Consider the following 19225-nt stretch of genomic DNA (forward strand, 5'->3'; position numbering starts at 1 on the left):
AACGAAGGCTGCAACACTATTTATCCGCCAGGCAATTCCATTTTTTCGCTGAATGCATACAATCTAAGGGTCTGAATTTCTCGGATCGCTCGTGTCTGCTGGCTCCGCCCCGCCAGCCTTCGGTCTTAGCCCAGCTTGTTAGGAAGGTGATATGTCTGCTTTTGGTTCCGTTTTCATGCCTGAAATGGCAATTTCCTGGTTCGACGGCTCACAGTGGAGCAACGCCGAGGTGGTATCGAGCGACAGTATTCAGCTGCACCCCGGGGCACACGTGCTGCACTACTCCAGCAGTTGCTTCGAGGGCTTGAAGGCATTTCGCCATGAGGATGGCTCGGTCAAGATTTTCCGCATGGACCGCAATATCGCCCGCCTGCAGCAAAGTTCTGACATTCTGGCATTGCCGGAATTTGCACCGGAACAGCTGGAGCAGATGATTGTTGATATCGTCACCCGTTTCGCCGACCAGGTACCTGAGGCGCCTGGCTCCATGTACATTCGCCCAACTCATATCGGTACCGAGCCCGCCATCGGCAAGGCTGCTGTACCGTCACTGACTTCATGCCTTTACGTGCTGCTGTCTCCAGTAGGTGATTACTTCACCGGCGGTGACAAGGCGCTGCGCCTGTTGTTGGACGACGAGGGCATGCGCTGTTCACCGCACATGGGTGTGGTCAAGAGCGGTGGCAACTATGCCAGCGCACTGCAGCCGATCATGAAGGCGCGAGCGGAGTATCAGGCCGATCAGGTACTGTTCTGCCCGGGCGGTGATGTTCAGGAGACCGGTGCGGCCAACTTCCTGTTGATCGATGGCGATGAGATCATCACCAAAGCGCTGGATTCGACTTTCCTGCATGGCGTCACCCGCGATTCCATCCTGACACTGGCTCGAGACATGGGCATGACCGTGTCCGAGCGTCAGCTCACCGTTGAAGAGCTGCTTGAGCGCAGTGCACGCCCAGGATGCGAGGCCGCGCTGTCCGGTACCGCTGCGGTTCTGACCGCGGTAGGCACGTTCATTTACAAAGGCAAGGAGTATGAAGTCGGTAACGGCGGCATTGGCGAAACTACCCTGCTCCTGCGCCGGGCTCTGAATGATATTCAGTGGGGCAGAGCCGAGGACAAGCACAGCTGGCTGACCAGCCTCTGATCGAACAGCACGACTCTTGATTCTGAACAGCCGGCCCGGCTTACACCGGGTCGGCTTTTTAATGCCAAATTACGGCGCCAGCAGCCTCTGCCAGAGTTCGGCCACACCTTCACGATAGGCGGCCATTTCCTGATCGCCCAGCACACCGGAGAGGTTTTGCATCGTCTGACGGTGGCCGGCGGCACGATAGGCCTTGTAGGCTTCCCGCAGCAATTCCACCTCATCGGATGCCAGCAACCCTTCGGCTTCAACACTGGCCAGAATGCGGATGTTGTCAGTCCAACGCATCAGAGCAGGCATCTCGGCTGCGTGGCGCAGCACCAGATATTGCACCATGAACTCGATATCGACGATACCGCCACGGTCCTGTTTCAGATGGAATACACGACTTTCTTCATCGGCCGCAGGTTTGCTGCCCAGATGCCCGCGCATCTTCTCGCGCATCGTGGTCACATCAGATTTGAGTTTTGCTTCTTCCCGAGGCTGTCCCAATATTTCACGGCGCACGGACTGGAACCGCTCCGCCAGGGCCGGGCTGCCGGCCACCACACGCGCCCGAACCAACGCCTGATGTTCCCAGGTCCAGGCTTCCTTCTGCTGATACTCCCGGAAGGCGTTCAGTGAGCTGACCAGCAGGCCGGAGTTGCCGGACGGGCGCAAGCGCATGTCCACTTCATACAGAATCCCGGATGGGGTGAACGTGTTGAGGATATGGATGATCCTCTGCCCCAACCGGTTGAAGAAGACGCTGTTGGCGATGGGCTTGCCACCATCGGTTTCCAGGTTACCAGCCGCATCGTGCAGGAACACCAGGTCAAGATCAGAACCATAGGACAGCTCTATGCCACCCACCTTGCCATAACCGATGATGATAAAGTCGGGATCACAGGGCACGCCGGGGCTTTTCTGTGGCACGCCGTGTTTCTCGGTGAGGTTGCGCCAGGCGATGTCCAGCACCGCTTCAAGCACGGCTTCCGCCAGCCAGGTCAGATAATCACTGACCCGCATCAACGGCAATACTCCGGTAATATCGGACGCCGCCACCCGCAACATGTGGGCATGCTTGAAGTAGCGCAGGGTCTCCATCAACTGCTCGATGTCATCTTCCGGTATACGCAGCAACTGCTGGCGCAGCTCGGTACGCAGCGCCGTCAGGTTCGGCGGCGTGTAAAGAGTGCGTGGATCGATCAATTCATCCAGCAGAACCGGCTGTTTCGACAGCTGCTCGGCAAACCAGGCACTAGCGGAACAAAGTTGAACCAGCTGCTTCAATGCCGCCGGATTTTCGTTCAACAACACCAGATAGGCGGACCGGCGCAATACCGCCTGAATCAACACCAGCACCCGTTCCAGCGTAATCTCCGGGTTACTGCACTGGCCAACATTCTCCAGCAGTGCCGGCAATACCGCTTCCAGTCGTTCCAGTGCCACTTTCTGCAGCATCTGTACCGTGCGCAACCCCTTGAGATCCTGCAGCGCCTTCAGTGCCTGCTTAGGGGATTGATACCCCTGCTCAGCCAGAAATTCCAGCGCACTGGCATCCTCCATCAACCCCTGCCAGAGTGCCAGCCAGTCACCGCGCAGGTCATCCGGTTGCTCTTCTCCCTCGTCCACCGGAGCGATCACATCGGCAAAGTGACGCGACACATCCGCCCGACATTTCTGCAACGCCTGGTCCAGCGCATCCCAATCGGCAAAACCCTGGGCAAAGGCCAGACGCTCCCGGCCCATTTCATCTTCCGGCAACTCCTGCGTCTGCTTGTCGGCGATCGCCTGAATACCATGTTCTACATTGCGCAGGAAGGTATAGGCATCGGTCAGCTCGGTCACGGCCGCTTCAGGCATACCCACCTTCTCCGGCAGCTGCGGCAGAATATTGAGCAGTTCACGCTGCTGCAGCTCATGATCGCGACCGCCGCGTATCAACTGGAACGCCTGCGCAATAAACTCCACTTCGCGGATGCCACCGGCTCCCAGTTTTACGTTATGACTCAACCCCTTGCGGCGCACTTCACGGTTGATCATGCCCTTCATGTCGCGCAGTGACTCAAAGGCGCTGAAGTCGATATACTTGCGATACACAAAGGGACGCAACAGCTGGATCAGCTCTTCTCCGGCCTCCTGATCACCGGCTACAACGCGCGCCTTGATCATGGCATAACGCTCCCAATCGCGACCCTGATCCTGGTAATAGCTTTCCATGGCACCAAAGCTGCACGCCAGCGAGCCAGCCGAGCCAAAGGGCCGCAGGCGCATGTCGACACGAAACACAAAGCCATCGATGGTCAGGTTATCCAGCGCCTGGATCAGCTTCTGCCCCAGCCTGATGAAGAAATCCTGATTTTCCAGATTCTTGCGCTCGCCGTCAGTTTCGCCATTGGCCGGAAAGGTAAAAATCAAATCAATATCGGATGACAGGTTCAGCTCATGCGCACCCAGTTTGCCCATCCCGAGCACCACCATCCGTTGTGGATGACGCTGACCTTTGGCGTCCGGGCGCGAGTGCGGCACGCCCCAGCGCTGGCAGGCCTGCTGGTACAACCACTCCAATGTGCGATCAATGCAGGCATCCGCCAGCCATGACAGCTCGCGGGTAGTACCGCGCATGTCGCTGAGCCGGTTGAGATCACGCCAGATCAGGCGGATCATTTCCCGCTGACGGAACAGACGCAACTGGCGGTGCAGTTCCTTCTCATCTTCAATCGGTGTCAGCAACGCCTGCAGTCGTTCGGCATACTCAGTTTCGCCGTAGGCCTGTTGCAGGTCTCCGCTTTGAATCAGCTGAGCCAGCCAGTCAGGGTGACGCTGCAGCTGCTCGGCAACAAAATCACTGCCAATCAGTGTTCGCTGCAACTCAACCGTCAGCCAATCCGGCTGATCCTGCAACTCACCGAGGGCGGCTTCGATGCGGGCAAGGTTATCCTGCAGCAAAGGCCGCAATTGTTCCGGCACGTTCTGCAATTTCTGTTCATCAATCGACATTCATGCGTCTCCCCTGCAATCCATTGAGTGCTGGCTACACTGACTGAACAGTCGATAGCCGCGCTGTGCCTTACTGATATCGCCAGGCTGCAGTTCTGCCTGCTCGGCCAACCGATGTGCCAGCGCAAACAGAGCATCGGCAGGGCCTGATTTGAGCTCCAACTCCAACTCACTGATCGGATCGGTCAGGTGACGACCATCCCCGCAGTCGCACACCACTTCACCCAGATCCAGTGCCACTTCAATCTCGGCCCCCTCAAAAGTCAGCCACCAGAGACGTCGCGTGAAGTCAGTGGTAAACACCGGTATCAGCGCCAATTGATCCGGCGCAATCAGCTCGGCGGGCCAGATGTCGGCTTCAAGCAGGGAGAGATCGAGATGTTCGCTGGTCAAATCCCACTCCCATTCACCCCGCTGGTGCAGGCCATCGATGCTCTGCCCCCGTGTTTTCAGCGTCTGAATAAACCGCTCTCCCTGACGCCGAACCCGCAGTGCCACCTTTGCCCGGGCCAGGTCAAGGGCCGCTGTATCATAGTAAGTGTTATGCAGCAGGCGGGCCGCTTGCCCGGTTGCATGGCACAGCAGTGAATGCCGGCTCAACCGTTCCATTGCTGCCGGCTCGATCAGCAGCTTGAGTTCTGTTTCTGTTGCCATCGTTCAGACACCTTGTTGATCTTTCACCAGTGTACCGAATCCAGTGTCCTGATCATCATCAGATTCGCGCAAAATTTGTGACGCTTTTTATGACACTATCACTACAGATCTGTGACAGCAGCACGTATACTTGCGCCCAGTTTTTTCCACCTGCAACAGGAACGCAACATGGTTAATAGCCCAATTATGCAGATGTTCGCCCGTTCCCCGTTCAAGCCGATGCAGGAGCACATCATCAAGGCGCAGGCAAGCGCCGCAGAACTGATCCCCTTCTTCGATGCGGTGATCGCGAACGACTGGAACACGGCATCCGAATGTCAGCACCGTATCGCTGTCATTGAAGGTGAAGCGGATGACATGAAACGAGATATCCGCCAGCGTCTCCCTGCCAGCATTTTTCTGCCTGTCCCCCGCACCGATTTGCTCGATCTTCTGCGCATGCAGGACAAGATCGCCAACCGAGCCAAGGATATTGCCGGTTTGATGCTGGGTCGCCAGATGCAGGTCCCGGAACCGATCCAGGACGAGCTGCGCGAGCTGCTCCGCACCGCTTTGCAAACGATTGAACAGGCCGTACTGGCACTGAGTGAGCTGGACGAGCTGTTGGCAGCGGGTTTCCGCGGCCATGAAGTGGATATCGTTGAACGCCTGATTACCGAGTTGGACCGACTGGAGCACAAGACCGACGAGCATGAGCGCGAATTGCGTGCATCACTGTTCCGTGTTGAACGCGACCTCTGGCCGATCGATGTCATGTTTCTCTATCAGATCATCCAGTGGGTTGGCGATCTTGCCAACCGTGCCCAGCAGGTTGGCAGCCGACTGCAGCTGCTGCTGGCCCGTTAACTACACAGACGACCAAGGCTTAAACCTATGGAAATCATTGCTCAGTACGGCACCATCATGGTGGTTATGGCCTGTATCTTCGGCTTCTTCATGGCCTGGGGTGTAGGTGCCAACGATGTAGCCAACGCGATGGGGACTTCTGTCGGGTCCCGCGCCCTGACCCTGAAACAGGCCATTCTGATCGCCATCCTGTTCGAATTCGCCGGTGCCTATCTTGCCGGCGGGGCCGTAACCGACACAATCCGTAAAGGTATTATCGAGCCCTCCATGCTCAGTGCCAACCCGGAACTGCTGGTCTTCGGCATGATGGCCTCGCTGCTGGCAGCGGGCATCTGGCTGTTGATTGCGACCCACTTTGGCTGGCCGGTTTCCACCACTCACTCCATTGTCGGCTTTGCAGCCGTTGGTATCTCCATGGAGGCCGTACACTGGAATAAGGTCGGCAATATTGTGGCCAGCTGGGTAGTATCGCCCGTCACGGCCGGCGTCATCGCTTTCTTCCTGTTCCGCAGTGTACAAAAGCTGATTCTTGATACCGAGAATCCCTTCGCCAATGCCAAACGCTATGTACCCATGTATATTTTCCTGGTGGGCTTCATCATCGCCATGGTGACCTTCACCAAGGGCCTCAAGCATGTAGGCCTGCACCTGAGCTGGGGCGAAAGCGCTGCGGTTTCGGTGTTGATCGGCTTGGTCACCATGGGTATCGGCATATTTATGCAGCGCGGCATCAAGCTTGACCCCGAAGCCAATCGCGACTTCCACTTCACCAGCGTGGAAAAGGTATTTGGCGTCCTGATGATGTTCACCGCCTGCGCCATGGCCTTTGCTCACGGCTCCAACGATGTGGCCAACGCCGTCGGCCCGCTGGCCGCCATTGTCGGCATTGTCAATGCAGGTGGTGAGGTGGCGCAAAAAGCGGCCATGCCCGCCTGGATTCTGTTGCTCGGTGGTGCTGGCATTGTTGCTGGCCTGGTGATGTATGGTCATAAGGTGATCGCCACCGTCGGCCAGAACATTACCGAGCTGACCCCGAGCCGCGGTTTTGCGGCCACGCTGGCGGCCGCCAGCACCGTGGTGGTCGCTTCAGGTACAGGGTTGCCGATCTCCACCACTCATACGCTGGTGGGTGCGGTGCTGGGTGTGGGCCTTGCCCGTGGCATGGCTGCGCTCAACCTGCGCGTTGTAGGCACCATTTTTGTATCCTGGATCGTGACACTGCCGGCCGGTGCCATCCTGTCGATCATGTTCTTCTTCATGCTCAAGGGCATGTTCTCCTGACAGCTCGCCCGGGGTGGTCAATTTGACCACCCCTCGCTTCACACTCATGGACCCGCAACCGCAAAGGTAGCAAAATGGGCCAAACAGTGGAGCCCATCATGACCACACACTCGACCCGACACTCGCTCAGTACCCTTGAAATGATGCGCCGGCTTATCGCCGCGCCCTCCGTCAGCTCTGCATCTGTACACCATGACCAGAGCAACCTGGTTGTCATCGAACAGCTGCATGAATGGCTTGAAGCGCTTGGCTTTAACACTGAAGCGATGCCGGTGCCGGGACATCCTGAAAAAGCCAACTTGATCGCCACTCTGGGAAGCGGCCCGGGGGGGCTGGTGCTGTCAGGGCATACCGATACCGTCCCCTGTGATCCGGAGTTGTGGCGCTCGGACCCTTTTTTCCTGACCGAGCGTGACAACCGGCTGTACGGGCTGGGTACCTGCGACATGAAAGGTTTTTTTGCCCTCGCCATTGAGGCCGCCAAGCACTTCCTCGATCAACCCCTGAAGCAGCCGTTGATCATTCTGGCCACCGCCGACGAGGAAAGCTCCATGTCCGGTGCCCGCGCGCTGGCCGAAGCGGGTCGCCCGCTGGCCCGTGCCGCCGTGATCGGCGAACCCACCCGCCTGCAGCCGATCCGAATGCACAAGGGAATCATTATGGAGTCAGTGCGCATACAGGGCCGATCAGGCCACTCGTCCGATCCTTCACTGGGTGCCAACGCACTGGAAGCGATGCATGCAGTGATGAGCGAACTGCTGACCCTGCGCAGCGAGCTGCAACAGAAACACCGCAATGCCCAGTTCCGGGTCGACATACCCACCCTGAACCTGGGCTGCATTCATGGTGGCGACAGCTCCAACCGGATCTGTGGTCGCTGTGAGCTGGAGTATGATTTGCGGCCACTGCCCGGCATGTCCATTGACGGGTTGCGCAACGCCATCAGTGAGCGGTTGCGACCGCTGAATGACCGTTTTGGCGTTAAAATCGAGACCCACTCCCAGTTTCCGGGCATTCCACCCTTCGAGACACCAGCCGACTCGGAGCTGGTACGGCTGGCCGAACGTTTGACCGGCCACCGCGCCGAAGCGGTAGCTTTTGGCACTGAAGCCCCCTTCCTGCAATCGCTGGGGATGGATACCATAGTGATGGGACCAGGCAGTATTGATCAGGCCCACCAGCCGGACGAATACCTGGCACTGGATCAGATCAGCCCCACGGTGGCGCTGTTACGCAACCTGATTGCCCACTACTGCCTTTAATACAGAACAGCAGGAGCCTGACTTGAGCGCCGTGACTTCCGAATACGTTAACTGGTTTCGCCACTCGTCACCCTACATTAATGCGCACCGGGGCAAGACCTTTGTACTGATGCTCAGTGGCGAGGCGATTGCCGATGCCAACTTTGCCAACACGGTGCATGACATCGCTCTGCTCAACAGCCTCGGCGTACGACTGGTGCTGGTGCACGGCGCTCGTCCGCAGGCGGAGCAGCGGCTGCAGGCACGCGGGGTGGAAACACGACTGCACCACGACCTGCGCGTCACCACACCGGAAATACTGGAGTGCGTGATCGAGGCCGTAGGCAGCCTCAGAACCGAAATCGAAGCCCAACTGTCAATGGGGCTGGCCAACACGCCGATGCACGGGGCACGTATCCGTGTCTGCAGCGGCAACTTTGTCACGGCCCGACCGGTGGGTGTACTGGATGGCGTAGACATGGGCCACACCGGCGAGCTGCGGCGGATCGATCATGAAGGTGTGCGCCGCCTGCTGGACCTGAATCAGATCGTATTGCTGTCCAATCTGGGCTACTCGCCTACCGGCGAAGTATTCAATCTATCGGTAGAGGAAGTCGCCACTCAGGCTGCGATCGCCCTCAAGGCCGACAAACTGATTCTGTTCGGTTCCCGCCCCGGCATTCAGGACAGCCAGGGTGAGCTGCGCAGCGAACTGCTGGCGTCAACCGCCGCGCGCCTGGTACAGCAATATCTGGCCAAACTGGATGACCCCGAACAGCCTTACAGTGAAACCGCCTGCCTGCTGGAAGCCGCCGCGACCGCCTGCCAGCAGGGTGTAGCGCGCTGCCACCTGATCAGTTACCACGACGACGGAGCACTGCTGGCAGAGCTTTTCACCCGCGACGGCCAGGGCACCATGGTCGTGAGTCATTCCTATGAGCAGGTGCGACCCGCCAATATTGAAGATGTGGGAGGTATTCTGGAACTGATCGCCCCACTGGAAGAGAAAGGAGTGCTGGTGCGTCGCTCCCGCGAGCGACTGGAAGCCGAGATCGAGCGCTTCACGGTCGTAGAACGTGATGGCGCCATCATCGGCTGTGCCGCGCTCTACCCCTTCCCGGAAGAAGCGATTGGAGAGCTGGCCTGTGTCGCCATCGACCAGACCTACCGGGGCGGACAGCGTGGTGACATGCTGCTGGAAGCAATCGAGGATCAGGCCATTGCGCTGGGGTTGAAGCGACTGTTCGTACTCACAACCCGTACAGCCCACTGGTTCCTTGAACGGGGCTTTGGCAATGCACCGCTGGATGAGCTGCCGGGCGAGAAAAAGGCGCTCTACAACTTCCAGCGCAACTCCAAGGTGTTCTTCAAGCGTCTTGGCTGACCGGCCCACCCGGCAGCTCAACCCGGAAACAGGCACCACCCAGCGTTGAGCTGCTGACCTCCAGCGCACCGTCATAGCTGCTGACAATATCCAGCGCCACGGCCAACCCGATCCCCTGCCCCGGGGTTTGGCTGTCCAGACGGGCGCCGCGCTGCAGAATCACCTGCCGCTGTGCCGGTGCCACACCAGCACCGTTGTCGCTGATGCTGATCACCAGCTGGCCCGCCTCCAGACCCGCCTCAACCGCCACCTGTCCATTGCCATACTTGAAGGCGTTATCCAGTAAATTTCCCAACAGCTCCATCAGGTCGCGTTCGTCACCGGCAAACCCTGCATCCGGCTGCAACGACAGGCTAACTTCTGCCGGCTGGGCGGCGTATACCTTCTCCATCACCCGCACCAGTCTTTCCAGCAAAGGAGCGACTGCCACTGCCTGTGCCAACACCCGCCCCTCACTCTTGACGGCTCGAGACAGCTGGTACTGTACAATTTGCTGCATGCGCTGGGTTTGCTCTTCCACCAGCCGGCGATAGCTGTGTTGATCGGCGCAGTCGTCACCTGCACCGCGTATCACCGCCAGAGGGGTCTTCAAACTATGGGCTAGATCGGCCAGCGTATTGCGGTAGCGCTCGCGCTGACGCCGCTCGGACTCAATCAACCGATTCAGGCTCTGCGTCACTCCCTGCACTTCCTCCGGGTAGCGTCCATCCAGATGATCGGTCGTGCCCACCTCGATGCGTTGCAGGTCAGCCGCCAGCTGATCCAGTGGCCGTAACCCCCATCGCATGATGAAATATTGCGCCAACAGTGCCACCAACCCAACCCCGCTGAGCCACCCCAAAAGCTGCAGGCTGAAAGCTTTCATCTCGGAGACTACATGGCTATCGCTGCGCAATACCGACACCAGAAAGCGAATATCAGTACCGTCTGCTTCCCAGATCACCGGATACTGGAACAGATACAACCCCTGCTGTGGCAGGTGACTGAACAGTGCCTGTCCCGGCTGCAACAATGAACTCGGCAGCCGCTGCACCACATCCGGATCGATGCTCTGACTGGAGCGGGAGCGCCATAGCAGACTGCCGTCTGCGTTATGAATAAAGCCATAGACACCCGAGCCATCACGGCTGAACCCTGGTTCGAGCACAGTGCTGGGCAGTTTGAGCTGGTTGCCATCCACTTCAACAGCCCCCAGCAAGAGGTAGACATGCAGCCGCGCCTGTGACGCTTCAGCATTTTCAAGACTGCCATGAAAGGCTTTAAGCAGCGCCACCCCCGCCAAAATAATCACAAGCGGCAGTATAACCGCCGAGGCCCGCAGCAAACGTGCACGCAGTGACAGGGATACGGCGGCTTCTGAACTCACGCGGCGGATCCGCCTCCAAGGGCAAAGCGATAGCCCAGGCCACGCACGGTGGTGATCGGTTGCAGACTTTGATCCGGATCCAGCTTTTGCCGCAAGCGTCGGATGAACACCTCCAGCACGTTGCTGTCTCGGTCATAGTCCTGATGGTAAAGATGTTCGGTCAGTTCTGCCTTGGAGATGGTTTTGCCGGCGTTGAGCATCAGATACTCAAGCGTGCGGTACTCGTAGCTGGTCAGTCTGACCTCAGTGCCGTTCAGGCTCACCACCCGAGCTGCGGTATCCAGTTCCAGCGGACCATAGCGCAATATCGGACTGGCATGGCCGGATGCACGGCGCACCAATGCATTCAGACGCGCCAACAGCTCTTCGGTGTGGAAGGGTTTGGCCAGATAATCGTCCGCACCGGCCTCCAGACCTTCGACCTTGTCCTGCCAATCACCACGCGCCGTCAGAACCAGTACGGGCATGGTGTGTCCCTCTTCCCGCCACTGCCGAATCAGGTCCAGACCGGACATCTCCGGCAGGCCGATATCAACCACCGCGATATCGTATTCATACTCCTGACCGAGATAAAGCGCTTCACGACCACTGCCGGTCTGCTCAATAGTGTAACCCCGCTGCTCCAGCAGGTTGCACAACTGCCTTCTCAGGTCGGCATCATCTTCAACTATCAGGGCCTTCATCAGTCAGCTGCCTCCGCTATCTCATCAGGTAACAACATCTTGCCACTGGCGGCGTCCACCAGTACTTCACGGATACGTCCCTGTTCCAGCAGGCGGATGGTATAAACAGGCAACCCCTCGTGTTCAATCAGTTCCGCCTTGATCACCTCCCCTCCCAGCTCATCGCGTACACGCTTGGAAGCCTGCAGTAAATTAACCGCCACAGGGGTACGAGCACCGGAACCCTCGACAGGCTCCGCCGACAGCAATGGGCTTACACTCCAAAGCTGCAGGGTAATCAACAGGGCTGTAATCACAGCGGTATGTACAGAGCGGTGATGACGCTCGGCTAGCATGGTTCTACCTCATGTGACCTTCTATGGTCGGCGAACGGCTGCGGCTGAACCGCAACCGATTTCACCCGTCAATGGATGCGTAGGCTAAAGATCCTGATCTGAATCGCGCGTGAACGTCAGCCGCACTTACGACAGGTCCGCATGCCCAGCAGGCTGTAAAGAGGGCAGGTTCCGGAGATGGCGATCACGATGATCGGCACGCCAATCAACCCCCACCATGTCTGAGGTCCAAAAAAGATCAGTACAATCAGCACCAATCCAATCAGGATTCGCACCAGTTGATCCAGTACACCGATATTGCGTTCCATATTGCAGTCTCCTCGATGATATTTCAGCTCTGCCGGGTACGCTTCCGACGTTGTACCAGCAGCAGATACCTCAGGTTATAGGCAAATCCGATCAGCAGTACCAGCGGTGCACTGAGCACAAACAGCCAACCCAGCGCCGGTACACCAAATGTCTGCCCCAGCCACAGGCTGAGAATACAGATCAATGCCAATGGAATGCCGGTTTTCATCAACCGTCGCAGCCAGATATCAGAGCCGATCCTGTTATTTTCCTGCATCAGATACTCCTTATATCTGTGTCGAGCATAGAGCCGCCGGCGGTTTGGTTCAAGCGCTGCCCAGTTCAATCTGGGGCGGGTTAAAGGGCATATCAAAGGCCGCGGCTACCCCGGCACAGGCAACACGACCCGAATGGATGTTCAGCCCGTGAATAAAGCCCGGGATATCCTGCAAGGCCCGGCGCCACTCATGCTGTGCCAGTGCTTCGATATAGGGCAGGGTTGCATTGGTCAAGGCCAGCGTGGCGGTACGGGCAACCGCCCCCGGCATGTTGGCGACACAGTAATGGATGATGCCATCCACTTCGAACACCGGGTCGGCATGGGTTGTCGGGCGGCTGGTTTCGAAACACCCACCCTGATCGATCGCCACATCCACCAATACTGCACCTGGCCGCATCAGCCCCAGCATACCGCGTGTCACCAGCTTCGGCGCTGCCGCACCGGGCAGCAGCACGGCCCCAATAACCAGATCGGCCTGTGCCAGCTGCTGCTCAATATTTTCCTGCGTAGAGTAAAGGGTGATCAGCTCTCCGTTGAAACGCTCATCCAGCTGCCGCAGTCGGGCAATGGACTTGTCCAGCAGGCATACCTGTGCGCCCATACCCAGCGCAATTCGGGCCGCGTTTTCACCCACTACTCCCCCGCCAATAATCATCACCCGCCCCGGGCTCACGCCCGGTACACCGCCGAGCAACACACCACGTCCGCCCTGTGCCTTTTCGAGACAGTGAGCACCCGCCTGCACAGCCATTCGCCCGGCGACCTCGCTCATCGGCGCCAGAAGTGGCAGGCCTCCGTGCTGATCTTCTACGGTTTCATATCCGATGGCGGTACAGCCACTGGCCAACAAGGCATCCGTCAGCTGGCGATCTGCGGCAAGATGCAGGTAGGTAAACAGCACCTGATCGGCACTGAGCCAACTGCATTCATCGGGTTGCGGCTCTTTCACCTTGACGATCAAGTCGGCCCAGGTAAACACGGCACGTGGATCATCCACGATCACGGCGCCGGCCTGCTCATAATCCGCATCGCTGAAACCAACGGCTGCACCAGCATTCTGCTCCACTTGCACCTGATGGCCCTGCTCGGTCAGCTCCCGCACGCCCATGGGGGTCATTCCCACCCGGTACTCGTGATTCTTGATCTCTTTAGGCACACCGACTCGCATGGCCTTCTCTCCTTTGTGCTCTGAGTTCTGCTCTTCAGTCTAGCTGAAAAGACTCGGCTTTTACTTCCCTCGGCGCTAGGCGTTTATCTGATATACTCAGGCTTGTTTGCACAACCGAATTCCGAGGGGAGCCCCATGCCTGAGTATCGTTCCAAGACCTCCACCGCCGGCCGCAACATGGCGGGTGCCCGCGCACTGTGGCGCGCCACCGGTATGAAGGATGAAGATTTCCACAAGCCGATCGTCGCCGTGGCCAACTCCTTCACCCAGTTCGTTCCCGGCCACGTCCACCTGAAGGACATGGGCCAGCTGGTTGCTCGTGAGATCGAGAGAGCCGGTGGCGTAGCCAAGGAATTCAACACCATCGCCGTGGACGACGGCATCGCCATGGGCCACGACGGCATGCTCTACTCGCTGCCGAGCCGCGACATCATCGCCGACTCAGTCGAATACATGGTCAATGCCCACTGCGCCGATGCGCTGGTGTGCATCTCCAACTGCGACAAAATCACCCCGGGGATGCTGATGGCCGCCATGCGCCTGAACATCCCGGTCATTTTTGTGACCGGCGGACCAATGGAAGCCGGCAAGACCAAACTTGCCGAGCACAAACTGGACCTGGTCGATGCGATGGTACTGGCTGCGGACCCGAATGCGTCTGACGAAGAGGTCGAGGCTGTCGAGCGCTCCGCCTGCCCAACCTGTGGTTCCTGCTCCGGCATGTTCACCGCCAACTCCATGAATTGTCTGGCTGAAGCGCTGGGGCTGGCGCTGCCGGGTAATGGCACGGTTGTAGCGACCCATGCGGATCGCAAACAGCTGTTCCTGCGTGCCGGCCGTTCTATCGTTGAGATGGCCAAACGCTACTACGAGCAGAATGATGCTCAAATTTTACCCAGAGCCGTAGGCCTGAAAGCGTTCGAAAACGCCATCACTCTGGATATCGCCATGGGCGGTTCCACCAACACCATCCTGCACCTGCTGGCCATCGCCCAGGAAGCGGAGATCGACTTCACCATGAAGGATATCGACCGGCTTTCTCGCACCGTTCCCCAGCTGTGCAAGGTGGCACCCAATACTCAGAAGTACCACATTGAAGACGTACACCGCGCCGGCGGCATCATGGCGATCCTGGGTGAACTGGACCGTGCCGGCAAGCTTCACACAGACGTACCCACCGTCCATGCCCCGACAATGAAAGACGCTCTGGACCAGTGGGATATTATGCGCAACCCCACGCCAGAGGTGATCGAGTTTTACAAGGCAGGTCCTGCCGGCATCCCGACTCAGGAAGCGTTCAGTCAGGCCACCCGCTGGCCAACACTGGACGGTGACCGAGAGCACGGCTGCATCCGCTCCATCGATCACGCCTTTTCTCAGGAAGGAGGCCTCGCCGTGCTGTACGGCAACATCGCGCTGGATGGCTGTGTGGTGAAAAGTGCCGGTGTCGATGAATCAATTCTAGTGTTCGAAGGCAACGCCAACGTGATGGAATCACAAGACGAGGCGGTCCGGAAAATTCTCAACGATGAGGTGAAGGCCGGTGATGTCGTTGTAATTCGCTACGAAGGCCCGAAAGGCGGCCCGGGCATGCAGGAGATGCTGTACCCGACCTCCTACCTGAAATCCAAGGGACTGGGCAAGGAGTGTGCTCTGCTGACCGACGGTCGTTTCTCCGGCGGTACCTCCGGCCTGTCCATCGGACACGCTTCGCCTGAAGCCGCTGCAGGCGGTGCCATCGGTCTGGTGAAAAACGGCGATCGCATCCGCATCGACATCCCCAACCGCACCATCAACGTGCTGGTGCCCGATGAGGAGCTGTCGATCCGCCGCGCCGAGCAGGACAAGCTGGGCTGGAAGCCGGCCGAAGAGCGACCACGCAAGGTATCTGCAGCCCTTAAGGCCTACGCACTGCTGGCCACTTCGGCCGACAAGGGTGCCGTGCGTGACCTGAGTATGCTCGACTAAGCCCAACCCCGCTCTATCCGTCGGCAGGCACCCGCCTGCCGATGTCTTCCACTGGTCCAAATCCTTCTGTCGGCAGTAACAAGACCCATATTTTGCAGCCGGCACCTGTCCTCCCCCCTTATCCGGCTGTCTATACTGAACTGACGTTACCGTCGTTAACCGGATCAGGACTGCACATGGAACGCCTTAACCGTACCCCTCGGCTGGACAACCCGGACAGTGACACCTTGCGTCACGAGATACTGGGCTATTTCCATACCACCTTCGATCGCTACGAGCAGCTGTTCGAGGTATTGACCTGTGACGAAGCCTTCTTCGTCAAGCCGATCGCCCTGCGCCATCCGCTGATATTCTACTATGGCCATACCGCCACCTTTTTCATCAACAAGTTACTGCTGAGCGGACTGGTGGAACAGCGAATCAATCCTCACTTCGAGTCGATCTTCGCCATCGGCGTCGATGAGATGAGCTGGGATGATTTGAACGATGATCACTATAACTGGCCGTCAGTCGCTGAGGTAAAGGCCTACCGTGACCAGGTGCGTCAGACACTGGATCGGATCATTCGTGAAACGCCGCTGACATCCCCGATCAACTGGAACCATCCCTGGTGGACCATTATGATGGGGATCGAGCACGAGCGTATCCACCTGGAAACCTCATCCGTGCTGATCCGCCAGCACGAACTCAGGTACGTACAGCCCCACCCTGCCTGGCCAGTGTGTCGCGACTCAGGGCCAGCACCTGCAAATCAGCTGATTGAAGTGCCGGCCGGCAAGGCAGTTTTGGGCAAGTCACGTGAAGACTCCCGCTACGGCTGGGATAACGAATACGGCCATCGCGAAATCATGCTGGACAGCTTCAAGGCGGCACAGATGTTGACCTCCAACCAGGAGTTTCTGGCCTTTGTAGAGGCAGGCGGTTACACCGAACGCCGCTGGTGGAGTGAGGAAGGCTGGAATTGGCGTGACTTCACCGGTGCCGTATATCCGACCTTCTGGGTTGAATCGGAGGACGGCTGGCAACTGCGCCTCATGTGCGAGCAGGTTTACATGCCCTGGGACTGGCCAGTCGAGGTCAACTGTCACGAGGCGGAGGCGTTCTGCCGCTGGAAATCGGAGCAGACCGGCGAGTCGATCCGTCTGCCCAGCGAGGATGAATGGTATCGGCTCTACGATTTAGCCCGCGTGGCCGAGCCGGACAGCACAGCGTCGGTTAATGCCAACTTGCATCTGGACCACTTCGCGTCATCCTGCCCGGTGTATCGTTTTGCCCAGGGTGATTTTTACGATGTCAGCGGCAATGTCTGGCAGTGGACGCAAACACCGATCTACCCGTTTGAGGGGTTTGAAGTGCACCCCTGCTACGATGATTTCACCACACCCACCTTTGACGATCGCCATAACCTGATCAAGGGCGGCAGCTGGATCTCCTGTGGCAACGAGAGCCTGCGCAGCGCCCGTTACGCCTTTCGACGCCACTTCTTTCAGCATGCCGGTTTCCGCTATGTGGCCGGCGCACCTCCAAAGGCAGTGCCCTCATCACGGTATGAAAGCGATGCACTGGCGTCCCAGTACGCCGAGTTCCACTACGGTGACGAGCAGTTCGGTGTTGCCAACTTTCCGCAGGCGCTGGCCCGACTGGCGATTGAGCTGGTTGGCCAACGCAGCGGCAAGGCTCTGGACCTGGGCTGCGCCACCGGGCGCGCAAGCTTCGAACTGGCGCGCCATTTTGAGCAGGTAGACGGTGTCGATTTCTCTGCCCGCCTGATCAATCTGGGCGTACAGCTACAGCAGCAGGGCCGATTGCGCTATACATTGCCAGACGAAGGTGAACTGGTCAGCTATCACGAGCGAGACCTGACTTCACTGGGGCTGGCTGATACGGCTGATCGCGTCAGTTTCATGCAGGGGGATGCTTGCAACCTCAAGCCGATCCTGAAGGGCTATGACCTGATTCTGGCCGCCAACCTGATCGACCGTCTTTACAGCCCGCGTCAGTTCCTGTCACAGGTGCATACCCGTCTGAACCCCGGCGGCCTGCTGCTGATCGCTTCGCCCTACACCTGGCTGGAGGAACACACCCCAAAAGAGGAGTGGCTGGGAGGTTTCAAGCGTGACGGTGAGAATGTCACCACACTGGACGGTCTGCATGAAGTGCTGGACGAGCACTTCGAACTGATCCGCGAACCTGAGGCTGTCCCGTTCGTAATTCGCGAAACCCGGCGCAAGTTCCAGCATACGCTGTCGGAGGTTACCTGCTGGCGTTTACGGGGTTAATGACTAACCCTGTGGCCAGACCTGCTTTCGGTCGCTAGAATCGAGGCAGGTTTTCCACAGGACGTCCCCCATGCTGCACCGGATCTGGCTCGGTTTCTTTCTGATCGCCTTTGTCGCGGCCCTCTGGCAGTGGCTGGTCATGGGTGACTCTGCCGTGTTCCAGCGCCTGATCCAGAGCAGTTTCGACATGTCGAAACTCACCGTGGAGCTGTCCATCGGCCTGATCGGTACGCTGGCGTTCTGGCTGGGGATGATGAAACTGGCCGAAGCCTCGGGATTGGTAGATCGCATCGCTCGTCTGCTCGGCCCTCTGTTTACCCGGCTGATGCCGGAGGTGCCGCCGCGACATCCGGCGATCGGTTCCATGACCATGAACCTGTCCGCCAACTTTCTCGGTCTCGACAACGCCGCCACCCCCCTGGGGATGAAGGCGATGCAGGATCTGCAGAGCCTCAACCCTGACAAGGAAACCGCCAGCAACGCCCAGATCCTGTTTCTGGTGCTCAACACCTCGGCGGTCACCCTGTTCCCGATCACCATTTTCCTGTATCGCGCCCAGCAGGGCTCCAGCGACCCAACCGCCGTTTTTATCCCGATCCTGATCGCCACCAGCTGCTCAACGCTGGTAGGGTTGCTGGTCACCTGCTGGATTCAGCGCATCAACCTGCTGCAACGCACCCTGCTGCTCTGGTTCGGGGTCGGCTCAGCCCTGTTGCTCGCCTTCGTCGGCTATTTCGCCACGCTCAGTGCCGAAGAGCTGCAGCGCCAGTCAGCACTGACCGGCAACCTGCTGCTGTTCAGCGTCATCATCCTGTTCCTGTTGCTGGCGCAGCGACGCGGCGTCAACGTGTATGAAACCTTTATCGAGGGGGCGAAGCAGGGGTTCGAAACCGCCATCATGATCATCCCCTACCTCCTGGCGATGCTGGTGGCGATCGGCATACTGCGCGAGAGCGGTGCCCTGGAGGGCTTCATCTGGCTGCTGCGCGAAGGAATCGGCCTGCTCGGCCTGGACACCCGTTTTGCCGATGCTTTGCCCACGGCACTGATGAAACCCCTGTCCGGCTCCGGTGCCCGCGCCATGATGCTGGAAACCATGAACACCCACGGCGTTGATTCCTTCGCCGCTCAGGTGGCCTCTATCGTGCAGGGCTCTACCGAAACCACTTTCTATGTACTGGCGGTCTATTTCGGTGCAGTCGGCATCCGGCGTACACGGCATGCCGTGCTGTGTGGCTTGAGCGCTGACCTGGCCGGGGTGACGGCTGCCATCGCCTGTGGCTACTGGTTTTTTGGCTAAGCCTTTCTACACTTCCAACAAGG

General features: G+C 58.6%; 16 protein-coding genes. 8 read left to right on the top strand and 8 right to left on the bottom strand.

Annotated features, from left to right (window positions below; genetic code table 11):
- Positions 1–151 precede the first annotated feature (151 nt).
- A complete protein-coding gene (locus tag BLV48_RS08610) occupies positions 152–1147 on the top strand; it encodes a branched-chain amino acid aminotransferase (RefSeq protein ID WP_091826018.1) in 996 nt (331 codons plus the stop codon).
- A 69-nt stretch (positions 1148–1216) separates the two neighbouring features.
- On the opposite strand, the gene glnE is transcribed toward BLV48_RS08610, so the two are convergent.
- Together glnE and BLV48_RS08620 are read right to left on the bottom strand one after the other, a co-directional pair.
- Positions 1217–4129: a bifunctional [glutamate--ammonia ligase]-adenylyl-L-tyrosine phosphorylase/[glutamate--ammonia-ligase] adenylyltransferase gene (glnE, locus tag BLV48_RS08615; protein ID WP_091826021.1), complete on the bottom strand. Its 2913-nt coding sequence runs from the start codon at positions 4127–4129 to the stop codon at positions 1217–1219.
- Positions 4130–4783, bottom strand: coding sequence for a CYTH domain-containing protein (locus BLV48_RS08620; RefSeq protein WP_091826024.1), 654 nt, complete (start codon positions 4781–4783; stop codon positions 4130–4132).
- 168 nt (positions 4784–4951) lie between these two features.
- On the opposite strand from BLV48_RS08620, the gene BLV48_RS08625 reads away from it, so the two are divergent.
- From BLV48_RS08625 to argA, 4 genes are all read left to right on the top strand, one after another.
- Positions 4952–5629, top strand: coding sequence for a TIGR00153 family protein (locus BLV48_RS08625; protein WP_091826027.1), 678 nt, complete (start codon positions 4952–4954; stop codon positions 5627–5629).
- A gap of 27 nt (positions 5630–5656) precedes the next feature.
- Entirely contained in the window at positions 5657–6910 is a 1254-nt protein-coding gene (locus BLV48_RS08630; protein WP_091826030.1) for an inorganic phosphate transporter, read from the top strand.
- Between the two features lie 98 nt (positions 6911–7008).
- Positions 7009–8172: an acetylornithine deacetylase gene (gene argE, locus BLV48_RS08635; RefSeq protein ID WP_091826216.1), complete on the top strand. Its 1164-nt coding sequence runs from the start codon at positions 7009–7011 to the stop codon at positions 8170–8172.
- 22 nt (positions 8173–8194) lie between these two features.
- Positions 8195–9535, top strand: a complete 1341-nt coding sequence (gene argA, locus BLV48_RS08640) for an amino-acid N-acetyltransferase (RefSeq protein ID WP_091826033.1) — start codon at positions 8195–8197, stop codon at positions 9533–9535.
- On the opposite strand, the gene BLV48_RS08645 is transcribed toward argA, so the two are convergent.
- From BLV48_RS08645 to ald, 6 genes are all read right to left on the bottom strand, one after another.
- Positions 9519–10901, bottom strand: a complete 1383-nt coding sequence (locus BLV48_RS08645) for an ATP-binding protein (protein ID WP_091826035.1) — start codon at positions 10899–10901, stop codon at positions 9519–9521. The two genes, argA and BLV48_RS08645, sit on opposite strands and share 17 nt — an antisense overlap.
- Positions 10898–11584 carry a response regulator transcription factor gene (locus BLV48_RS08650; RefSeq protein WP_091826037.1) on the bottom strand — a complete coding sequence of 229 codons (687 nt, stop codon included), beginning with the start codon at positions 11582–11584 and terminating at the stop codon, positions 10898–10900. Before BLV48_RS08650 ends, BLV48_RS08645 begins: the two co-directional genes overlap by 4 nt.
- Positions 11584–11919, bottom strand: coding sequence for a PepSY domain-containing protein (locus tag BLV48_RS08655; protein ID WP_091826040.1), 336 nt, complete (start codon positions 11917–11919; stop codon positions 11584–11586). Before BLV48_RS08655 ends, BLV48_RS08650 begins: the two co-directional genes overlap by 1 nt.
- A gap of 116 nt (positions 11920–12035) precedes the next feature.
- Complete coding sequence (locus tag BLV48_RS08660) at positions 12036–12227, bottom strand: YgaP family membrane protein (protein ID WP_091826043.1); 192 nt, start codon at positions 12225–12227, stop codon at positions 12036–12038.
- Positions 12228–12250: 23 nt separating this feature from the next.
- The gene (locus BLV48_RS08665) at positions 12251–12484 is read right to left on the bottom strand and encodes a hypothetical protein (protein WP_091826045.1); all 234 of its coding nucleotides are present in this window, start codon (positions 12482–12484) and stop codon (positions 12251–12253) included.
- A 49-nt stretch (positions 12485–12533) separates the two neighbouring features.
- Complete coding sequence (ald, locus tag BLV48_RS08670) at positions 12534–13655, bottom strand: alanine dehydrogenase (protein ID WP_091826048.1); 1122 nt, start codon at positions 13653–13655, stop codon at positions 12534–12536.
- A 135-nt stretch (positions 13656–13790) separates the two neighbouring features.
- On the opposite strand from ald, the gene ilvD reads away from it, so the two are divergent.
- The 3 genes from ilvD to BLV48_RS08685 all read left to right on the top strand — a co-directional run bounded on the left by ilvD (position 13791) and on the right by BLV48_RS08685 (position 19202).
- Positions 13791–15623 (top strand): dihydroxy-acid dehydratase, encoded by a 1833-nt coding sequence (gene ilvD, locus BLV48_RS08675; RefSeq protein WP_091826051.1) that lies wholly within the window; start codon positions 13791–13793, stop codon positions 15621–15623.
- Between the two features lie 176 nt (positions 15624–15799).
- Entirely contained in the window at positions 15800–17902 is a 2103-nt protein-coding gene (gene ovoA, locus BLV48_RS08680; RefSeq protein ID WP_091826054.1) for a 5-histidylcysteine sulfoxide synthase, read from the top strand.
- 70 nt (positions 17903–17972) lie between these two features.
- Positions 17973–19202 carry a nucleoside recognition domain-containing protein gene (locus BLV48_RS08685; RefSeq protein WP_091826057.1) on the top strand — a complete coding sequence of 410 codons (1230 nt, stop codon included), beginning with the start codon at positions 17973–17975 and terminating at the stop codon, positions 19200–19202.
- The last annotated feature ends 23 nt before the right edge of the window (positions 19203–19225 follow it).

The sequence above is a fragment of the Marinobacterium iners DSM 11526 genome (assembly GCF_900107855.1).
GTDB classification, from domain to species: Bacteria; Pseudomonadota; Gammaproteobacteria; order Pseudomonadales; family Balneatricaceae; genus Marinobacterium; species Marinobacterium iners.

Excerpts from the sequence above, each read along its gene's own strand:
- BLV48_RS08610 (WP_091826018.1), top strand. The coding sequence starts at position 152 with ATGTCTGCTTTTGGTTCCGTTTTCATGCCTGAAATGGCAATTTCCTGG.
- BLV48_RS08625 (WP_091826027.1), top strand. The coding sequence starts at position 4,952 with ATGGTTAATAGCCCAATTATGCAGATGTTCGCCCGTTCCCCGTTCAAG.
- argE (WP_091826216.1), top strand. The coding sequence starts at position 7,009 with ATGACCACACACTCGACCCGACACTCGCTCAGTACCCTTGAAATGATG.
- ovoA (WP_091826054.1), top strand. The coding sequence starts at position 15,800 with ATGGAACGCCTTAACCGTACCCCTCGGCTGGACAACCCGGACAGTGAC.
- BLV48_RS08665 (WP_091826045.1), bottom strand. The coding sequence starts at position 12,484 with ATGCAGGAAAATAACAGGATCGGCTCTGATATCTGGCTGCGACGGTTG.
- glnE (WP_091826021.1), bottom strand. The coding sequence starts at position 4,129 with ATGTCGATTGATGAACAGAAATTGCAGAACGTGCCGGAACAATTGCGG.
- BLV48_RS08630 (WP_091826030.1), top strand. The coding sequence starts at position 5,657 with ATGGAAATCATTGCTCAGTACGGCACCATCATGGTGGTTATGGCCTGT.
- ald (WP_091826048.1), bottom strand. The coding sequence starts at position 13,655 with ATGCGAGTCGGTGTGCCTAAAGAGATCAAGAATCACGAGTACCGGGTG.
- BLV48_RS08655 (WP_091826040.1), bottom strand. The coding sequence starts at position 11,919 with ATGCTAGCCGAGCGTCATCACCGCTCTGTACATACCGCTGTGATTACA.
- BLV48_RS08620 (WP_091826024.1), bottom strand. The coding sequence starts at position 4,783 with ATGGCAACAGAAACAGAACTCAAGCTGCTGATCGAGCCGGCAGCAATG.
- BLV48_RS08685 (WP_091826057.1), top strand. The coding sequence starts at position 17,973 with ATGCTGCACCGGATCTGGCTCGGTTTCTTTCTGATCGCCTTTGTCGCG.
- ilvD (WP_091826051.1), top strand. The coding sequence starts at position 13,791 with ATGCCTGAGTATCGTTCCAAGACCTCCACCGCCGGCCGCAACATGGCG.
- BLV48_RS08660 (WP_091826043.1), bottom strand. The coding sequence starts at position 12,227 with ATGGAACGCAATATCGGTGTACTGGATCAACTGGTGCGAATCCTGATT.
- BLV48_RS08650 (WP_091826037.1), bottom strand. The coding sequence starts at position 11,584 with ATGAAGGCCCTGATAGTTGAAGATGATGCCGACCTGAGAAGGCAGTTG.